Annotated in this window: 16 protein-coding genes; 10 read left to right on the top strand and 6 right to left on the bottom strand. The window is 66.4% G+C overall.

The genetic code is table 11. The features are described 5' to 3' along the window. Positions 1 to 158 precede the first annotated feature (158 nt). From ACQY5K_RS03100 to ACQY5K_RS03075, 6 genes are all read left to right on the top strand, one after another. Positions 159 to 1877: an N-acyl-D-amino-acid deacylase family protein gene (locus ACQY5K_RS03100; RefSeq protein WP_428119961.1), complete on the top strand. Its 1719-nt coding sequence runs from the start codon at positions 159 to 161 to the stop codon at positions 1875 to 1877. 47 nt (positions 1878 to 1924) lie between these two features. Further along, complete coding sequence (locus ACQY5K_RS03095) at positions 1925 to 2401, top strand: peptidylprolyl isomerase (protein ID WP_428119959.1); 477 nt, start codon at positions 1925 to 1927, stop codon at positions 2399 to 2401. A gap of 82 nt (positions 2402 to 2483) precedes the next feature. Further along, on the top strand, positions 2484 to 3281 hold the full coding sequence (locus tag ACQY5K_RS03090; protein WP_419920341.1) for an enoyl-CoA hydratase: 798 nt from the start codon (positions 2484 to 2486) through the stop codon (positions 3279 to 3281). 134 nt (positions 3282 to 3415) lie between these two features. Beyond that, positions 3416 to 5032: a cation:proton antiporter gene (locus ACQY5K_RS03085; RefSeq protein ID WP_419920340.1), complete on the top strand. Its 1617-nt coding sequence runs from the start codon at positions 3416 to 3418 to the stop codon at positions 5030 to 5032. Further along, entirely contained in the window at positions 5020 to 5856 is an 837-nt protein-coding gene (locus ACQY5K_RS03080) for an inositol monophosphatase family protein (RefSeq protein WP_428119957.1), read from the top strand. Before ACQY5K_RS03085 ends, ACQY5K_RS03080 begins: the two co-directional genes overlap by 13 nt. After that, positions 5849 to 7054 carry an AI-2E family transporter gene (locus ACQY5K_RS03075; RefSeq protein WP_428119955.1) on the top strand — a complete coding sequence of 402 codons (1206 nt, stop codon included), beginning with the start codon at positions 5849 to 5851 and terminating at the stop codon, positions 7052 to 7054. The genes ACQY5K_RS03080 and ACQY5K_RS03075 overlap by 8 nt, the downstream gene beginning before the upstream one ends. Before the next feature lie 25 nt (positions 7055 to 7079). Here the strand turns inward: ACQY5K_RS03075 and ACQY5K_RS03070 are convergent, their stop codons facing one another. Continuing rightward, on the bottom strand, positions 7080 to 7775 hold the full coding sequence (locus ACQY5K_RS03070) for a M23 family metallopeptidase (RefSeq protein WP_428119953.1): 696 nt from the start codon (positions 7773 to 7775) through the stop codon (positions 7080 to 7082). 176 nt (positions 7776 to 7951) lie between these two features. Between ACQY5K_RS03070 and ACQY5K_RS03065 the strand changes: the two genes are divergently transcribed. Then, positions 7952 to 8230, top strand: coding sequence for a DUF4031 domain-containing protein (locus ACQY5K_RS03065; RefSeq protein WP_428119951.1), 279 nt, complete (start codon positions 7952 to 7954; stop codon positions 8228 to 8230). 56 nt (positions 8231 to 8286) lie between these two features. Here the strand turns inward: ACQY5K_RS03065 and ACQY5K_RS03060 are convergent, their stop codons facing one another. After that, positions 8287 to 8991 carry an alpha/beta fold hydrolase gene (locus ACQY5K_RS03060; RefSeq protein ID WP_428119949.1) on the bottom strand — a complete coding sequence of 235 codons (705 nt, stop codon included), beginning with the start codon at positions 8989 to 8991 and terminating at the stop codon, positions 8287 to 8289. 142 nt (positions 8992 to 9133) lie between these two features. Here ACQY5K_RS03060 and ACQY5K_RS03055 point away from each other — a divergent pair, with 142 nt between their 5' ends. Then, positions 9134 to 10909, top strand: a complete 1776-nt coding sequence (locus ACQY5K_RS03055) for an acyclic terpene utilization AtuA family protein (protein ID WP_428119947.1) — start codon at positions 9134 to 9136, stop codon at positions 10907 to 10909. A gap of 59 nt (positions 10910 to 10968) precedes the next feature. Here the strand turns inward: ACQY5K_RS03055 and ACQY5K_RS03050 are convergent, their stop codons facing one another. After that, positions 10969 to 11916, bottom strand: a complete 948-nt coding sequence (locus tag ACQY5K_RS03050; protein ID WP_428119945.1) for a DNA-3-methyladenine glycosylase family protein — start codon at positions 11914 to 11916, stop codon at positions 10969 to 10971. 14 nt (positions 11917 to 11930) lie between these two features. Next, positions 11931 to 12779: a fumarylacetoacetate hydrolase family protein gene (locus ACQY5K_RS03045; RefSeq protein ID WP_428119943.1), complete on the bottom strand. Its 849-nt coding sequence runs from the start codon at positions 12777 to 12779 to the stop codon at positions 11931 to 11933. 126 nt (positions 12780 to 12905) lie between these two features. Here ACQY5K_RS03045 and ACQY5K_RS03040 point away from each other — a divergent pair, with 126 nt between their 5' ends. Beyond that, entirely contained in the window at positions 12906 to 13427 is a 522-nt protein-coding gene (locus tag ACQY5K_RS03040) for a GGDEF domain-containing protein (RefSeq protein ID WP_428119941.1), read from the top strand. Positions 13428 to 13935: 508 nt separating this feature from the next. Here the strand turns inward: ACQY5K_RS03040 and ACQY5K_RS03035 are convergent. After that, positions 13936 to 14214, bottom strand: a complete 279-nt coding sequence (locus ACQY5K_RS03035) for a hypothetical protein (protein WP_428119939.1) — start codon at positions 14212 to 14214, stop codon at positions 13936 to 13938. A gap of 336 nt (positions 14215 to 14550) precedes the next feature. On the opposite strand from ACQY5K_RS03035, the gene ACQY5K_RS03030 reads away from it, so the two are divergent. Next, the gene (locus ACQY5K_RS03030) at positions 14551 to 14994 is read left to right on the top strand and encodes a hypothetical protein (RefSeq protein ID WP_428119937.1); all 444 of its coding nucleotides are present in this window, start codon (positions 14551 to 14553) and stop codon (positions 14992 to 14994) included. Here ACQY5K_RS03030 and ACQY5K_RS03025 read toward each other — a convergent pair. Next, on the bottom strand, positions 14988 to 16586 hold the full coding sequence (locus tag ACQY5K_RS03025; RefSeq protein ID WP_428119935.1) for a gamma-glutamyltransferase: 1599 nt from the start codon (positions 16584 to 16586) through the stop codon (positions 14988 to 14990). The genes ACQY5K_RS03030 and ACQY5K_RS03025 overlap by 7 nt on opposite strands. Positions 16587 to 16642: the final 56 nt, after the last annotated feature.

Raw genomic sequence — 16642 nt, 5'->3', positions numbered from 1 at the left:
GCGGAGACAGTCCGCCGCGAGCGCTGCAGCAGCGGCTTCGGCGATCGATCGATCTGCGTGACGCAGTTCGCTTCGCGCGCGTGTTCGAATCAGCGGCGCCCGGAACCGCAGATCTATGCTGGAACGTCGAAGCACCGGCTGCACATTGGGGAACTGAGATGTCGCACGACGTAGTCATTCGAGGCGGACTGGTAGTAGACGGGACGGGTGCTGCGGGCGCGGTGGCCGATGTGGCCATCGACGACGAGCGCATCACCTCAGTCGGCGAGGTCGACGCGCCCGGACGAACTGAGCTCGACGCGGCCGGCAAGGTCGTCACTCCAGGGTTCGTCGACATTCACACCCATCTCGATGCTCAGCTGGCCTGGGATCCCATCGGTTCCAGCTCGTGCTGGCACGGCGTGACCTCGGTGGTGATGGGCAACTGCGGCGTCACGTTCGCACCGGTGAAGACCGCCGACATCACCTACATCGCCGAAGTGATGGAGTCGGTCGAGGACATCCCCAAGCGCTCGATCATGGAGGGCTTGCCCTGGGACTGGCGCAGCTATGGCGAATACCTGTCGTTCCTGGACGGCATGCCGAAGGGCATCAACGCGGGCGGCATGGTCGGCCACGTTGCCGTGCGCTGGCACACGATGGGCCCCGACAGCCTCGAAGAGCGTCCCGCGTCGCCTGAGCAAGTAGCAGCCATGTGCGAGCTCGTCGACGAGGCAATGGGTTCGGGAGCGCTGGGATTCTCGACGTCGCGCACGTTGCTGCACCGCACACCCGATGGGCGACCGATCCCTGGCACGTTCGCCGACGATGACGAGCTGTACGCGTTCGGCGACGTTCTCGGGCGACACGGCCGCGGAGTGTTCGAGTCCGCGCCGCGATTCGAAGCGGCCGGCCCGGATTTCGCTGGAGGACGCCACGAGATCGAGGTGCTCGGCGAGATCACGCGTCGAAGCGGGCAGCCCTCCACATTCGGCTTGGTGTACTCGGCCCGAAAGCCCGAGATGAGCGATCTCGTGCTGGGTTATGTGAGCGACCAGAACGCCGCCGGTGGGCTGCTGCGGCCGCAGACGACCTGCCGTGCCATCGGCGTCGTGCTCGGCATCGGGCACCGAACGCCGTGGGACCGCGCGGGGCAGACGTGGCGCTCGCTGCGAGGCCTGACCGTCGCGGAGAAGCTCGCGGTGATTCGCGATCCGGCGACGCGCAAGCAGCTCGTGGCTGAGGCCAAAGCCTCGGACGGCCAATCCACCGGAATGGCGAACTCGCTGGTCGACTTGAGCCGGCTGTACCTGCTCGATGCGGTAAATCCGAACTACCGGATCGGACCAGACGACACGCTCGAGGCTCAGGCCGCTGCGGCCGGCGTGAGTCCTGTCGAGCTATTCCTCGACGTCACCGACCGTTCGGAAGGCTCGGTGATGCTGAGCCTTCCGATTCTCAACCAGGACTTCGACGCCATCGAGCGGATGCTCAGCCACGACTCAATCGTGATGGGCCTCGCCGACGCCGGGGCGCACGTCGGACAGATCATGGACTCCAGCCAGCCCACGTTCTTCTTGAGCCATTGGGTACGCGACAGCGGGTTCTTCGGCATCGAAGAGGGCGTTCGCCGGATCACCTCGGACACGGCGGACCTCTTCGGGCTCACTGACCGAGGTCGCCTGCAGGCGGGCCGGTACGCCGACGTGAACGTCATCGACCTCGAGCATCTCTCGTTGTCGGGTCCCGAGTACGTCTATGACTTCCCAGGCGGGGCGGGTCGGTACATCCAGCGCGGTGCGGGCTACTCGGCCACGCTCGTCAATGGCAAGGTCTTCATGCGCGACGGCGAGCACACCGGCGCACTGGCCGGGCACACGCTTCGCTCTACTGACTGACGTCCAGCACTGCGATCGTGCGGCGCTGCGGGTAGCGTCGCTCGCTCATGCCCGCAGCACCCGCAATGAACATCAACACCGATTCGATCTGGCGAGTCACCTTGGACACGTCCAAGGGCCCCATCGTGATGGATCTCGACCCGCAACTCGCGCCGGCGACGGTCAACAACTTCGTGAATCTGGCGCGCGACGACTACTACACCGGGTTGACCTTCCATCGAGTTGTGCCGGACTTCGTGATTCAGGGCGGCTGTCCTGAAGGCTCGGGCCGCGGCGGTCCGGGCTATCGCTTTGCTGACGAGCCCGTGAAGGGCGAATACACGCTCGGCGCGGTGGCCATGGCCAACGCAGGACCTGACACCAATGGCAGCCAGTTCTTCATCTGCATTGACGACTGCCGCACCAAGCTGCAGTCCGCTTACAACCTCTTCGGCTTCGTGACCGAGGGCATGGACGTAGCGCTCAGCATCTCAGTCGGCGACACGATGGGCACGGTGACGGCGGAGGAGCTGCCGCGTTCGTGACGTGGCAGCCATGGACCTCTCGCTGAGCGGATGACACTGCGCGAGTAGCGTTGATGCAGCCGCGAGTCGCAGGAGGAATCTTATGAGCGAAGTGGTGCTGTACGAGGCCGACGACGGCGTGGCGGTTATCACGCTGAACCGGCCGGAGCGGTTGAATGCCTGGACGGGCGAGCTTGGAACGGGCTACTTCGACGCACTCGATCGAGCTGGCGCTGATCCCGATGTACGCGCGATCGTGGTGACCGGGGCCGGGCGTGGATTCTGCGCTGGTGCCGACATGGACAACCTGCAGGGAATCAGCAGCGGTCAGCGAGAGGGTTCGGATGCCCCGCGGATGCGGGCGGAGCGTCACGACTACGCCTTGTCGATCCCCAAGCCCGTGGTCGCTGCGGTGAACGGAGCATGCGCGGGCTTGGGCTTCGTCCACGCCATGATGTGCGATGTCCGATTTGCGGCAGAAGGGGCCAAGTTCACGAGTGCGTTCGTGCGTCGCGGTCTCATCGCCGAGCACGGCGTCGCCTGGATGTTGCCCAGGGTCGTCGGGCCGTCCAATGCGCTGGATATTCTCATGTCGGGCCGCGTCTTCCTCGCAGAAGAGGCCAAGGAAATGGGCGTGGTCAGCAGGGTCGTTCCCGCCGACGAGCTCCTCGAGACCGCGGTCAGCTACGCCCGCGATCTGGGTCGATTCAGCGCTCCGTGGTCGATGGCGCAGATCAAGGGCCAGGTGTGGAGTCAGCTCGACATGGAGCGCAGCGAGGCCTTGGAAGAGTCGAACGCCCTCATGCGCGAATCGCTCCGTCGTCCGGACTTCAAAGAGGGCGTCCAAAGCTTTGTCGAGCAGCGCGATCCGAACTTCGAGCCAGTCGTCGCCGACAGCTAGGCGCTCGCACGCGCCAGAGCTGGCGAGACCCGCCGCGCTCGCGGCGCTGGCTGTATTGACACCGGTGGACATGCAGTCACGCACCGACCGGCCGAAAGCAGAATCAGTGCGGCGACGAGAGCCGTGAGGCGGCCATGAACGACACGCTCGTCGCCTTCGCTGTCTTGGCTTGGCTGGCGTACTTGGCCAGCCGTTTACTGGCACGCCATCATCTGCCCGAGCTGGTCGCGTTCCTCATTGTCGGCGCCCTGCTCGGCCCCTCAGGCCCGCCGTTCATCAATCTGATCGACGAACCATCGCTCATCGCGTTGCGACCTGTCACTGAGGTGGCGCTCGCAGTTCTCATGTTCGTGATCGGCGAGCGCGTGTCGGTGCGTGCGCTGCGGGCTGCGCGATGGACGCTCACGACCGGTGTAGTTCAGTTTGCGTTCAGCGCAATAGCGGTGTACTGGGTGACGAGCAGGCTCGGAGCAGACCGCTCGGTGGCGTTGGTGCTTGGTGCGCTCGCCGGTGCAGGCGCGCCGATGACCATCGCGCACATTGTGAGTTCCGTGAAGGCAAGGGGCAGCTATCCCACCGGCATTGTCGGAACGCACGCGGTGTCCGACGCGCTGGCCACCACCACGTTCGCCGCCGTGCTGCCGATAGCGCTGTTGCTCTCCGACGAAGCCGCTGACGTCGGCAGCGCTCTGTTCGACTTCGTGCAGCTGGGCATCGGCGGGGCCGTGCTGGGCCTCATTCTCGGCTTGTTCATCTCGCGCCTCGGATTTCAGATCGAGACCTCTGGTGAACTCCTGCTCTTCGTGCTGGTGCACATCGTCATCGGGTGGACCATCGCGGGATGGCTGGACATCTCGTTGCCGTTGGCGACGCTGGTTGCGGGAGCCACGGCGGCGACCGTGTCGCCGCAGTCGTTTTCGGTCAGGATGTTCCGCACCATCAAGACCGTTGAACAGCCGCTGTACCTGCTGTTCTTCGCTCTCGCCGGTGCCTCCATCCACCTCGCCGATGTGCCCAAGGTTGGCATTGTCGGCATCGCATACGTCGTCGTGCGCACAGCTGGGAAGATCGTCGGTGGTTTGACGGGGGGCTTGTTGGGCGGCCTCGGCTGGCGCCGGTCGCTGCGGCTAGGTGTGAACCTGACGCCTCAGGCGGGTGTTGCGGTGGGTTTGGCAGTCATCGCGTCAGAGCGTCTTGGCGCCCCGGGTGCAGAAGCCGCGACGGTGGTGCTGGGTGCCGTCGTGTTATTTGAGTTGGTGGGACCACTGCTGGTTGCCCGCGACTTGCGTGGCTGGTCGTCCCAAGAAGAAGAGAGCGGGACCGCTCCAGAGCAGTTCGAGCTGCCGGCGCGCGTGCTGATTGCGGCTCCAGTGCAGGTCGATCTACCGGAGTGGCTCATTGATCAAGCAGCGCGTTGGCGATCCTCGCTGGTCGTGCTCATGCCCGGGGAACGTGACGAGCCCAACGCCGCCAAGATCGGCGAACGGTGCGGCAGCCGGGACGTGGATTTAGAGTTCCGCTCGCTGCGCAACGAGAGCTTCGCGGGGGCGGTCGTGCGCTCGTGCAGCCAGCACCAGGCCGACCTTGTCGTGCTGTTCGCACCGCGTCCGTCCACCGGGGCTTCGCGGTTGGTCCTCCTGCCGGCTGAACGCATCGCCCGACAGCTCTCGGTGCCAGTTCTGGCGTTTCCGTTGAACCTTCCCGATGCCGACGAATCGCCGCGACCTCGCCGGCTGCCATGGCAGAACTGACAAACGACGGCGCGCCGGCGGCGCGGGGAGCGGACGCTGAGCCGCCTCCTGCGGTGGAGTCGCTCATCAGCGTCGCCCGTGACATCGCCACCTTGGCGGGTCAGCTGACGCTGCGCTGGTTCGGCCAGCGCGATCTGGGCGTGACCTGGAAGCCAGACGGCACCGAGGTCACCGAGGCCGACCGCGCTGCAGAACGCCGAGCCCGCGAGGAGATCACGCAGCGATTTCCCCACGATGCGATCTTTGGCGAGGAGGAAGGGGGCGTCATCCGTCGCGACGGGCGGACGTGGATCATCGACCCGATCGACGGCACCCGTGGATTCGTGCGGGGCGTGCCGCTGTACGCAACGCTGCTCGCGCTGGTCGACGAGCACGGCCCGCTTGTCGGCGTCATTGATCTGCCGGCCATGGGTCTGACGCTCGCTGCGGGCCGTGACGCTGGCTGCTGGCTGGGCGATCACAGATGCAGCGTCAGCGAACGCACCGCGTTGGACGGCGCTGTGGTCAACACCTCCAGTTTCGAGACGTTCGACTCCGAACAATTCGAAGCGCTGCGCGCAGCAGGCGCGATGATGCGGACATGGGGAGACGCCTACGGATACTTCCTTGTTGCCACCGGCCACGCCGAGGCCATGATCGATCCGATCTGCGAGGTCTGGGATCTCGCGCCGATGCCGGTGATCATCGCCGAGGCCGGTGGCATCTTCACCGACATGAGTGGCCGGCCCGACTACCGCAACCGCAACGGCATCGCCACGAACGGAGCACTGCACTCCGCGGTGATCGACGCAATGCACCCGACGTCTGGTGCTGCTGATGGCTGAGCCCGAGAACGCTCCTGGGGAAGCCGCACCGCCAGAACCGGACGCGGACGCCCCAAAGGTGCTGCCCCGACGCGACCGGATGCCGCGTTGGGTTCCCCGCGCTATCGGATTGGCGCTGCTGGGCGTGGTCGGGTTGGCGACCGCCGCCTGGCTGCTTGAGCAGCTGAGGGATCTCCTCGTGGTCTTCTTGATCTCGCTCTTCCTGTCGTTCGCCATGGAGCCCGCCGTGAACTGGCTGGCCCGCCGCGGGTGGCGTCGAGGGTTGGGGACGGCACTCGTGTTCGGCTTCACGACGCTCGCAGGATTCGGATTCGCGGCGGCAATGGCGTCGGTGCTCGCGGATCAGATCAACACGCTCATCGATGCTGCACCCGGCTACATTGCGGACGTCGAACGCTGGGTGGAAGATCAATTCGGCATTCAGCTCAGCACCGACGATCTCAGGGCCCAGTTCACCGAGGGCGGAACAGCTGCTTCGCTGCTGGGCGATGTAGCCGGCAACCTCGTGTCGGTCGGATCGACAGTCGTGAATGTTGCGGTGCAGATGCTGACCGTGGTGCTGTTCACGTTTTATCTGGTGGCCGACGGACCGCGGCTGCGGCGCCTTCTGTGCTCGGCATTGGCCCCTTCACGCCAGGCCGTCATGCTGCGGGGATGGGAGCTCGCGATCGACAAGACCGGTGGCTACATCTACTCACGAACGCTGCTCGCCATCGCGGCGTTTTTGGTGCACTGGTTCGCGTTTGCCTTGATCGGCATTCCGTTTCCGCTGCCGCTGGCGATGTGGGTAGGCGTGCTGTCGCAATTTGTGCCTGTCGTCGGCACCTACTTGGCCGGCCTGCTGCCGCTGCTCATCGCGCTGCTCGACAATCCGATCAGTGCGATCTGGGTTGTGGCGGTGGTGCTCGCCTATCAACAGATCGAGAACTACGTCTTGTCGCCGCGCGTCACAGCGCACACGATGAATATCCACCCCGCTGTGGCGTTCGGCTCGGTGCTCGTCGGCGCAGCGCTGCTGGGTTCGGTCGGCGCACTGCTTGCGGTGCCTGCAGCCGCCACCGTTCAGGCATTCGTGTCTACCTATGTGAAGCGTCACGAACTCATTGATTCGGACCTGTTTGAGGATCACGAAGATGAGCAGCGCCCAGCGAGCGCAGCTGAGCCGGAGGGTGGGATCGACCCGTCCGCGACGAACTAATGCCGTGTCGACCTCAGCAACGCTGTCAGGGATGACCTTGCGGCGGCTCGGTCCATGGCGCGACATAGTCGAGCGGATCCACTGCGGCACCGCCCAGTCGCAGCTCGAAGTGCAAGTGCGGCCCCGTCGCGGCGCCCGTCGCGCCGACGCGTCCGATCCTGGTGCCCGCTTCGACCCGTTGGCCTTGTGTCACCTCGACGCTGCTGAGGTGTGTGTAGACGGTCGCGACTCGATGGCCGTGGTCGATGATGATCGATCGCCCGTATGCCGCAGAGGAGCCGGTGGAAGCGATGGAGCCGGCCCCAGCAGCGAAGACAGGGGCTCGCCATTGCCGGTCGCGATCGACGAGATCCACACCGGTGTGCGGCAGCCACCGTCGGCGTGTCGGGTGGTAGCGACGGCCGAACATCGAGCTGGTGATCGGGTCAGCCAAGGGCATGCGCAGCTCACCGAAGACAGGCATGCGCATTGTATCGCAGCCCTGCAGGATCGCAATGACGGTGGCGAGCCAGTCGTCATAGGTCAACGCGCCTTCGACAGAGCGGCCCAGGTACGGCGCCGACGGCAGCGCCGGTTCGGGGAAACAGGCGTTCAAGTGCGGGCTCCATGGAGGTATGTCGACTGGGACATCGGCCGCGTGGCCCATGCCGCCCGCCCCGAACGAGACGCTGACAAGCGCGACGATCGCTCCCGCGATGACACGAAGAATCCGACTGCCCATCGATCGAGCGCGATTTGCCGACTCCTTCACGAAGCGCCTCCCTTCCAGCGGGCACGCCAAGCCGGGGATCAGTCTATTCGCGCCGCGAACACCCGTTTTCCGCTGCTGATCTGGCGCCGAGGCAGGCCCGTGATAAGCGGTCTCAGACACGCCGTGGCCTCTTGGCGCGGCCTGTCATGACGATTCTGGTTGACGAAGCGCGTTGGCCTTGGCGCGGCCGACTCTGGGCGCACCTCGTCTCCGATGAGAGCTACGAGGAGCTGCATGCGTTCGCTGCGTCGATCGGCAAGCGCCGGGCTGCGTTCCAAGGAGATCACTACGACGTCGACACCGCGGAACGCGAGATCGCGCTGCAATCCGGCGCAGTTGCAGTGAACAGTCGAGAACTCGTCTCGCTGCTTCGAGCAGCGGGCCTGCGAAAGCGTGGCCGGAGTCACGCCGATGGCGGCGCTTGACGCCGAGCTGTCCTCAGTCATGATCGTACGGCTCGCTGATCTCGTGGGGCGACTCGTCAAAAGACCTCGAGGTGCTCCATGACGGCGTCGATGAAGCCGAAGTTCTTCGGGGTGGCGAAGTGGTCGCACCCCCGCAACTCGGTGTAGGAGGCATCCACGAGCGCGTCGAGCAACGGATCGGCTGACCCGGCGAAGTCCTCAGTGCCAAGCACGACGCGGACGGGATGTGTGATCTTTGCGAATTGCTCGGGCCCCAGCGGTGCGTGCTTGCGACGCATGAAGGCCGCGAGTGCACGTCCGTCCTGGTTGGGTTCGGCCGCGTACCGGGCGAACGTTTGCGCGTGCACATCGTCGGAATCGGCCTCTCCGGCGACGCCACGGGCGATGCGCTCGGCCTGCTCGAGGTCCTGTTCGAACAGGTTGCGGCCCACGCCGGCGACCACCAGACGGCTGAACCGTTCCGGGGCCATGGCGGCCATCGCCAGCACCGTGCGCGCTCCCATCGAGAAACCCACACCGTCGACGGGCTGATCACCGGATTCGGCGGCCAGCCGTTCGACGAGTTTGGCTTCCATGTCGGCGTAGCCCGCAGGGTCGTGATGCTTTTCTGCAGAGCCGTGGCCGGGAAGATCCCATGCGATCACCTCGCGGCCGGCATCGTTCAGCAGGTCGATGATTCCCGTCGGCTGCCAGGTTCCGGCCACCGAGCCGGTGAAGCCGTGAAGGAGGAGCACAGGATTCGGCGAGGGTGAATTCGACACAGCCGAGAGTCTGCCAGACGGCGCGTCGGGGGCCAGCGGCTCAGCCGCTGCATCGCCAAGCCCTGAGGTCGGTCATTGCGCCCCGGATCTGGCGAGCGGGCCGGCAGTACTGTGGCCCGGTTCCTACCCAAGCCGAGGATTCATGAGCACGAGCACCGCACCCCCGATCCGGATCGCCAACTGCAGCGGCTTCTTCGGCGATCGGCTCTCGGCCGCGTCCGAGATGGTCTCGGGCGGTCCGATCGACGCCTTGACGGGCGACTGGCTGGCCGAACTGACCATGCTGATCCTGTCGCGCATCGCCGCTAAACGGCCCGGAGCCGGATACGCCCGCACGTTTGTGACCCAGATGGAGCAGGTCATGGGCACCTGTTTGGACTCCGGCATCAAGGTCGTCTCGAACGCCGGCGGCCTGAACCCGGCTGGTTGCGCGGACGCGGTTCACGAGGTGGCAGATCGCTTCGGGCTCAACCCTTCGATCGCGTACGTGGCCGGCGATGACCTCACGGATCGGCTCGGCGACGTGATCGCCGCCGGCAACGACTTCGCCCATCTCGACACCGGCCAGCCTCTCGGCGACCTGGCAGAGCGAATTGTCACTGCGAACGCCTACATCGGCTGCTGGGGGATCGTTGAGGCGCTGAACCAGGGGGCCGACATCGTTATCACCGGGCGCGCGACCGACGCCGCCGTGGTCGCCGGGCCGGCAGCGTGGCATCACGGCTGGGCCCGAGACGACTGGGATGCGCTCGCCGGCGCCATCGTGGCCGGGCACGTCATCGAGTGCGGTGGGCAGGTCACCGGCGGCAACTACAGTTTCTTCACCGAGATCGCCGACATGACGTACCCCGGCTTCCCGTGGGCGGAGGTCGCCGCCGACGGCTCCAGCGTGATCGGAAAGCACTCAGGCACTGGGGGCGAGGTCTCGATCGGAACCGTGACCTCGCAGTTGCTGTATGAGATTCAAAGCGAGCGCTACATGAATCCTGATGTCGTCAGCCGCTTCGACTCGATCGACCTGAACCAAACCGGCCCTGATCGAGTGCGGATCAGCGGGGTGCGGGGCGAACCGGCGCCCCCCACGCTCAAGGTGGCCATGAACTATCAGGGGGGCTACCGAAACCAGATCTCGATCGGGTTGACGGGACTCGATATCGAGGCGAAAGCCGAGCTGATCGAGCGGCAATTCTGGCACGCCTGCCCGTACGGCCCCGAGGACTACGAGACGGTGGTGCGCAAGTTCCTGCCGACGCACAAGGCCGACCCAGCCACGAACGAGGAAGCAGTCGCCGTCTACAAGATCATCGTGAAGGACCCCGACGAGCGCAAGGTCGGCCGAGCGTTCTCCAATGCGGGCACCGAGATCGGACTGTGCTCGATTCCCGGCATGTTCGGCACCGGTGGCGGGCCGGGACCGGGACAGCCCTTCGGCGTCTACTGGCCCGCCCTGGTTGACGCCACGCTGGTGCCGATGGAGGTCGTGGTCGATGGCAGGCTCGCGGTGGTGGACAGCACACCGCCCGAGGTCCCCTTCGAGCCGTTCGACGTTGTTTCGCCTTCACGCGTCGACGTTCGGCCGGGGCCGAAGCGTGCGGCGCCGCTGGGCACGCTGTTCGGCACGCGTTCGGGAGATAAGGGACCGAACGCGAATCTGGGCATCTTCGCCCGCTCGGCGGAGGCGTACTGGTGGCTGTCGGACTTCTTGACGACCGAGCAGCTTGCAGAGCTGATGCCCGAGGCATCCCAGCATCGGGTCGACCGCTACGACCTGCCGAACATCTTGAGCCTCAACTTCATCTTCCACGGGTTGCTCGAAGAGGGCGTGGCAGCGTCGACACGCCAGGATCCGCAGGCCAAGGCGCTCGGCGAATACCTGCGCGCGAAGGTGGTCGACATCCCAATGAGTTTGCTCGGATAGTCCGTCCCCGCGGCAGCGGTTGGGATGCTCAACGTTCCTGCAGGTCCGCCAGCCCGTGCTCAACGTCCCTGCAGATCCTGGAGGGACATGCGCGGCCCGTGGCGCGGGGGAGCACCGGCAGACTTTGCCAGGGCCTGGACCCGGGCCCGCTGGCCGCGATAGGGCTCGAGCAGCTCCAGCATCCGAGAGTCATCGCCGCGTCGTTCGCCTGCGAGGTACCAGGTGACGAAGCTGGGTATCTGGTAGTCGCCGACGATCACCGAGTCCGGGTCGCCGTGGCACAGCAGCACCACGATCGATGCCGTCCAACCGCCGATGCCCCGCACCGCCTGCAACCGGCTTCTTGCCGTCGCTGGATCGAGCCGGGCGACGCCTTCGAGCGTGCGCGCCCGGCGCGCGAACTCGATGATCGCCTCGGCTCGGCGGCGCTCCACGTCGAATCGGTGAAACTCGTGGTAGGCCAGCGAGGCCACCATGCCGGCGTCGGGCGGGAGTCGCAGCGACGCTGGTGCGGGGCCTGGAGGGTTTCGTCCCCAGCGGCGCAGGATCCCCTGCCATGCATTGCGCGCGTTCAGCCCGGGCACCTTCTGACCGCACACGGTCGGGATGACGTGCTCCCAAATACTGCGGGTCGCGGTGAGCCTGCGTCGAGGCCAGCGGCGGGCCCATTCGGCGACGACGCGATGCGCAGGAACGAGTGCTGCCGGGTCGTCGCGCGCTCCCAGGAGATCCGGGACCCCGGAAATTGCGGCGTGCGCGCCTGGACCCCACGCCGCTGCGTCGGCGGCGCGACCTGAGCGCGTGATGCGCAGCGTTGCAGGGCCATCGGGGGTGTCCTGAGCCCGCCAGATGTGGGCGCCGTCGTACAGCGCTGGCCCGAGTGTTCCCTTGCCGCCGACACGGCCCAGCGATCGGCCCGAGTCCAGCTCGAACTCGAATTCGAAGCGCTGCGCCACGTCAGCCGCTCTGGCGGGGTGTGTGCTCGGCGCGTCCGTGGTCGACCGCATCGGTGGCCCTGCCGCTACGCGCCCGGCTCCGCGATCACCGGGTTCGTCAGCGTGCCGATGCCTTCTATGGTGATCGACACCTCGTCGCCTGCACTCAGCAGACGTGGCGGATCGAAGAACAGGCCGACACCCGCGGGCGTGCCCGTGGAAATGATCGTGCCTGGGTCGAGCGTGAACGCAGTCGAGAGGTGCTCGACGACTTGGTAGCAATCGAAGATGAGATCGTCGGTCTTGGCGTCCTGGCGGACCTCGCCGCTTACCTCGGTGACCAATCGGCACGAGTGAGGGTCGATCGAGTCACTGGTCACGATCCACGGGCCGCACGGTCCGTGGGTATCCCACGACTTGCCCATCGTCATCGTCGGGCTTGCACGCTGCCAGTCGCGCACGCTGACATCGTTCATGATCGTGTAGCCGGCGATGTAATCCGCGGCATCGGCCGCTGACACAGCCCGGGCTGAGCGTCCGATGACAACGGCCAGCTCGCCTTCGTAGTCGACCATGTTCGGCGCCGCGGCCGGGAGATGAATCGCCGCACCCGGTCCGACAATGCAGTTGTGGTGCTTGTTGAAGATGATGGGCACCGAGGGAGGCTCGCGACCTCCTTCAGCGGCGTGTGCCCCGTAGTTCAATCCAACGGCAAGAATCGCAGGCGGCCTTCCCACTGGCGAGAGCAATTGAGCGTCGTCGAGCGTCCTCACGGGCCCCGTAGCCATTGCCTCGACCGCTGAGATCAGATCGCCTTCCGCAGCGTTCAGGAGCGATGGCAGATCGGTGTGGTCGCTCTCCAGCGTTGCCAATCCTTCGTCGGTCACGAGGGCCAGAGCTGGTTGGCCGTCCACAAGATGCCGTGCGATTCGCATGGTGCCGACGTTAGTGCGGAGGCGCCCATTGGATGCGGTGATGAAGCCAGTGCGGATCGGCGCCAATTCCGTGAGTTCGAAGCTCGGGATTGTGCGGAGCGCTCGACAGTGGCACCCTTGCGCGCCATGGCTCGCCATGGCGCCGGGGGCTCGACCCCCGGCGTACTCGACTCTGTGCTGGAACCCGTCACAGGGCTTCCGGACGTGCGCGTCTTCGCGGTCCTGCTCGAGCGGAAACTGGCGCTGGCCCGGCGAGCCCTGCAGCCTCTGTCGATTGTGCTCTTCGAAGTGGACGGATTCGAGCAGCTCAGCAGCACGCAGGCCCGCGTGGCGCAGCGGCTCGCAGCCCGCTTGGTGCGAGGCACGCTGCGTGAGTCCGACAGCGTCTGCCACTGCACCGACGGGGTCCTGGCCGCCATCCTCGACGACACGCCTAACGGCGGAGCGGTCTGGGCCGCCGATCGGGTTCGCCGCGAGGTAGCCGCACGGTCATACCACACCGGCGTCACGCTCTCGATGGGCGTAGCGAGCTATCCCACCCACGCATTGGAAGCCGCAGACCTGCGTGACCGCACCTACGCAGCCTTGTTCATTGCCCGGTCGCTCGGCCCTTCCCGACTCGAGGTGGCCGAGCCGCTTCGCCTATAGCCCACGGCGGTCGAACACCGCTCAGCGGCCCGTCGTGGACCAATGCCAAGGCTCTGACAGCAGGTTGTACAAGCCGTAGCTATGTGCATTCGCCGCGAGCCATTTGAAACAGCGACTCGTTCGTGTGATGCCGACGCCCGACGTCCCGCAGTTGAAGTCCACGGCCAATCCGAACTCGTGCGCTTATCGCGAGCACGGTCGCTTGATTCCAGAACACGAGGCTCGCTGGCAGCGCTGTGTGGCTATTCCTCGACATGGCCGCAGCGGCTTGGCATCCTCTCCGCGCAGCGTGTCGGGCCAGAGACCCCAGATGCACCACGGTGTCGCCATCGAGCCAGAACCCAGCAGTTGCCAACCGGATATCCGGTGCGTCGGCAACGATGGCCGCAGCGACCCACAGGGCGGTGACTTGGCAGGGTTGATTCGGTTGGCTCCTGCGGTGACGCATCTGCGCGGCAGCTTGGCGCGCCGTAAGGCGCCGGATCGAGCGAGGGCGGCAGGAGCGAACTTACCCAAGGGCAGAATACGCCTCCGGAGCGAGTCCACCGACGATGCAAGGAATCTTGTCGTTCAGCATGGCGGCGAGGTGGCTCTCGAATGCATCGACGGTCGAGAGGTCCCGGCGGCTGGCGTGCGCAACGAGCCGGGACACCAAGGGATGGTCGCTCGTGGGCTGGGGAGGCACCTCGGAAATCGAGATGCCATTCAGGTTCGGCTCGACTCGGCTGTGTGCGAAGAAGTAGGCGACACCGATGTCGAGTGCGGCCCGAGCGAAATCGACACGCACCGAATCAGCGGAGCCAACTTGCGCGTCAGGCGATGTCTCGCCACCTGCGGCAGACCCAGTGGGCGAAATCGCCAGCAGAGCCGCGAGCGTGGCGACACCGGCCGCGACGAAACAACGGCGTGTGGCGCAGGCTCGTGGGAGCGCGCCTGCGGCGACGGAGATCCTGTCTCTCGGCGTGCGCGACCTGTCCATGAGATCCGTCAGCTGTCCGGTCCCTGTGATGTAGCGGGCGCGATGGCGTCAATGCCTCGGTGACATCATGCCCAATGGGGTTTCAGCGGCTGTCAAGACGGGCGTTGCTGCGGCCACCGCGAGGGCCGCGTAGCCTCGAATGGCGTGCATGACCGCAACCGTGCGTTGCGAATGCTGATGGTGTTCGGATTGGGCGTGCTGCTGGGTGTCACGGCGACGGCACTGTGGATGCAGCGCATCCAGACGCAATCCACCGAGACCGTCGTCGCAGGGGCCGCCACTGCCGATGAACCTCCTGATTTTGCGTCGTTGGACGCGAGCGCTCCGACGACGTTCGTGATACGCGACGGCATGTCTCTCGTGGGCACTGATCTGGCACCGGGTCGGTACGTGACGCGTGGCGCTGGCGCCGCTTGCTATTTCGCCGTCACCTCGGACTTGAGTGGATCGTTGCGATCGGTGGTCACGACCTATTTCGACGACGCCTTCGGCCGCAGAGTCGAGCTGGCTGTCGGCCAGTATTTCGAGACCGACGAATGCGGCCGCTGGATCCTCGAGGCGGTGCCCTCGACAGGGGAAGATCAGTAGCCAGCGGTCGCGCCCGTGAGCGCTCGGGGATCCGACGCCCCGGAAAGCACGCCGTCGTGCACCTCGATGAGGTGCGCATGCCCGTAGGAGTTGTCGTGCGGGCCGTCGGTGCCGACCCGGTGGCCGCGCCGGCTCAGGTTGGCGACCCCGTCGGCGCTCGCCCACGCCGCATGGCCTTCGATCCGCAGTTCGAGGTTGCCGGGGTCGGCCCACGTATCAAACCCTGTTCCCTCGGCCGCTCCCCAGCGCCAGCGGCCGGAACCGATCGACGCCGCCGGATCGGAGTCGAGACACAGCGAGCGGGCCAGCACCTGCAGCAGCACCTGCGGCTGGGCATCGCCTCCCATGGTCCCCACTACCGAGCGCAGGGAGCCGTCTGCGCGCTGGACGATTGCGGGAGCGAGCGTGTGCGGCGGGCGCCGCCTCGGCCCGTACTGCGCGGGATGGCCCTCCGTGAGATTGAAGCCGATGCCCCGGTTGTGCAGGCTGATCCGGTGGGTCGGGGTCCACAGGCCCACACCCCAGCCCCCCGCATTCGACTGGATCAGCGAGACGCCCATGCGGTCGGCGTCCACCGCCGCTAGGTACATCGTGTCTCCAACCCCGGTCCCGGCGCCGAGCGGAGCCACGGTGTCAGGCGAGATCGCGGAGCGGAGCGGAGCGAGCCGGTCGGGCGCAACCAACGCGGCGCCGTCAGCGGTGTCTGAAAGCACCGCGGGCCGATCCCATCCTGCCTGCTTGGCTGCCTCGGCCAACAGGTGGGCGAAGAGCGGATCGTCCGGATCCGATGGCAGGTCCAGTCCCGCGGCGATCCAGGCGCCGGCAAGGGTCAGGTAGCCCTGCGAGTTCGGCGGCACGGTCCACACGCTGTGGTCCCACGCACTCACACTCAGTGGCGTCACCCAGTCGGCTTGCGAGCGGGCCAAGTCCGCCGCAGTGAACTCACCGGAGCCCAGCTCGATGAGGTCCCGCCCAAAGTCGCCTTCGTAGTGGGCCTCCCGGCCGCCTTCGGTGATCCCCAGCAGCGCTTCGGCGACGCCGGATCGGGCAATGATCTCTCCTGGCTGGCTCTGTGGCGAGTAGTCCTCGGAGTTCGCAATGCCGTCGAGCAGTGAAGCCGCGGCCGCGCCATGGGGCGAGAGGGGAAAGCCTCCGCTCGCGAGGTCGATAGCAGGAGCCAGCACCTCCGCCAGGGGCGCTCGCCCGAACCGTTCGTGCAAGCTCACCCACCCGTCAACGCATCCGGGCACTGGGACACTGCGGATGTCGGAGTGGAAGCGCATCCGCTTTCGACCCTCGGCGCGTAGCGCGTCGGGGTCAGCGCCGCTTCCGGCCCGACCGCTGGCATTGAGCGCGGCGGGGGCCTCGCCGTCAGCGTGATGGACCAGCGCCCACAGGTCGCCGCCCATGCCGCACATGTGCTGCGTAGTGACCGCAAGCACGGCGGAGGCGGCCACCGCAGCGTCGGCCGCTGAGCCGCCGGCACGCAGCAGCGACACTCCGGCTTCGCTTGCGAGGTGGTCGACGCTGCACACCATGCCGCTGCGGGCGTAGCGGGTGGCGAACGGAACCTGCGGACGGGATCGGCTCATGGGTCGAACGGTAGACCCGACCAGCGATACATGCGTCCGAACTGACTGGTCCGCGC

Source organism: Candidatus Poriferisodalis sp., assembly GCF_965262965.1.
In the GTDB taxonomy this organism is placed as follows: Bacteria; Actinomycetota; Acidimicrobiia; order Acidimicrobiales; family Poriferisodalaceae; genus Poriferisodalis.
This window is presented reverse-complemented; position numbering and strand designations above follow the sequence as displayed.

Excerpts from the sequence above, each read along its gene's own strand:
- ACQY5K_RS03045 (WP_428119943.1), bottom strand. The coding sequence starts at position 12,779 with ATGCGAATCGCACGGCATCTTGTGGACGGCCAACCAGCTCTGGCCCTC.
- ACQY5K_RS03095 (WP_428119959.1), top strand. The coding sequence starts at position 1,925 with ATGCCCGCAGCACCCGCAATGAACATCAACACCGATTCGATCTGGCGA.
- ACQY5K_RS03080 (WP_428119957.1), top strand. The coding sequence starts at position 5,020 with ATGGCAGAACTGACAAACGACGGCGCGCCGGCGGCGCGGGGAGCGGAC.
- ACQY5K_RS03025 (WP_428119935.1), bottom strand. The coding sequence starts at position 16,586 with ATGAGCCGATCCCGTCCGCAGGTTCCGTTCGCCACCCGCTACGCCCGC.
- ACQY5K_RS03055 (WP_428119947.1), top strand. The coding sequence starts at position 9,134 with ATGAGCACGAGCACCGCACCCCCGATCCGGATCGCCAACTGCAGCGGC.
- ACQY5K_RS03100 (WP_428119961.1), top strand. The coding sequence starts at position 159 with ATGTCGCACGACGTAGTCATTCGAGGCGGACTGGTAGTAGACGGGACG.
- ACQY5K_RS03065 (WP_428119951.1), top strand. The coding sequence starts at position 7,952 with ATGACGATTCTGGTTGACGAAGCGCGTTGGCCTTGGCGCGGCCGACTC.
- ACQY5K_RS03050 (WP_428119945.1), bottom strand. The coding sequence starts at position 11,916 with ATGCGGTCGACCACGGACGCGCCGAGCACACACCCCGCCAGAGCGGCT.
- ACQY5K_RS03075 (WP_428119955.1), top strand. The coding sequence starts at position 5,849 with ATGGCTGAGCCCGAGAACGCTCCTGGGGAAGCCGCACCGCCAGAACCG.
- ACQY5K_RS03040 (WP_428119941.1), top strand. The coding sequence starts at position 12,906 with ATGGCTCGCCATGGCGCCGGGGGCTCGACCCCCGGCGTACTCGACTCT.
- ACQY5K_RS03090 (WP_419920341.1), top strand. The coding sequence starts at position 2,484 with ATGAGCGAAGTGGTGCTGTACGAGGCCGACGACGGCGTGGCGGTTATC.
- ACQY5K_RS03070 (WP_428119953.1), bottom strand. The coding sequence starts at position 7,775 with ATGGGCAGTCGGATTCTTCGTGTCATCGCGGGAGCGATCGTCGCGCTT.
- ACQY5K_RS03085 (WP_419920340.1), top strand. The coding sequence starts at position 3,416 with ATGAACGACACGCTCGTCGCCTTCGCTGTCTTGGCTTGGCTGGCGTAC.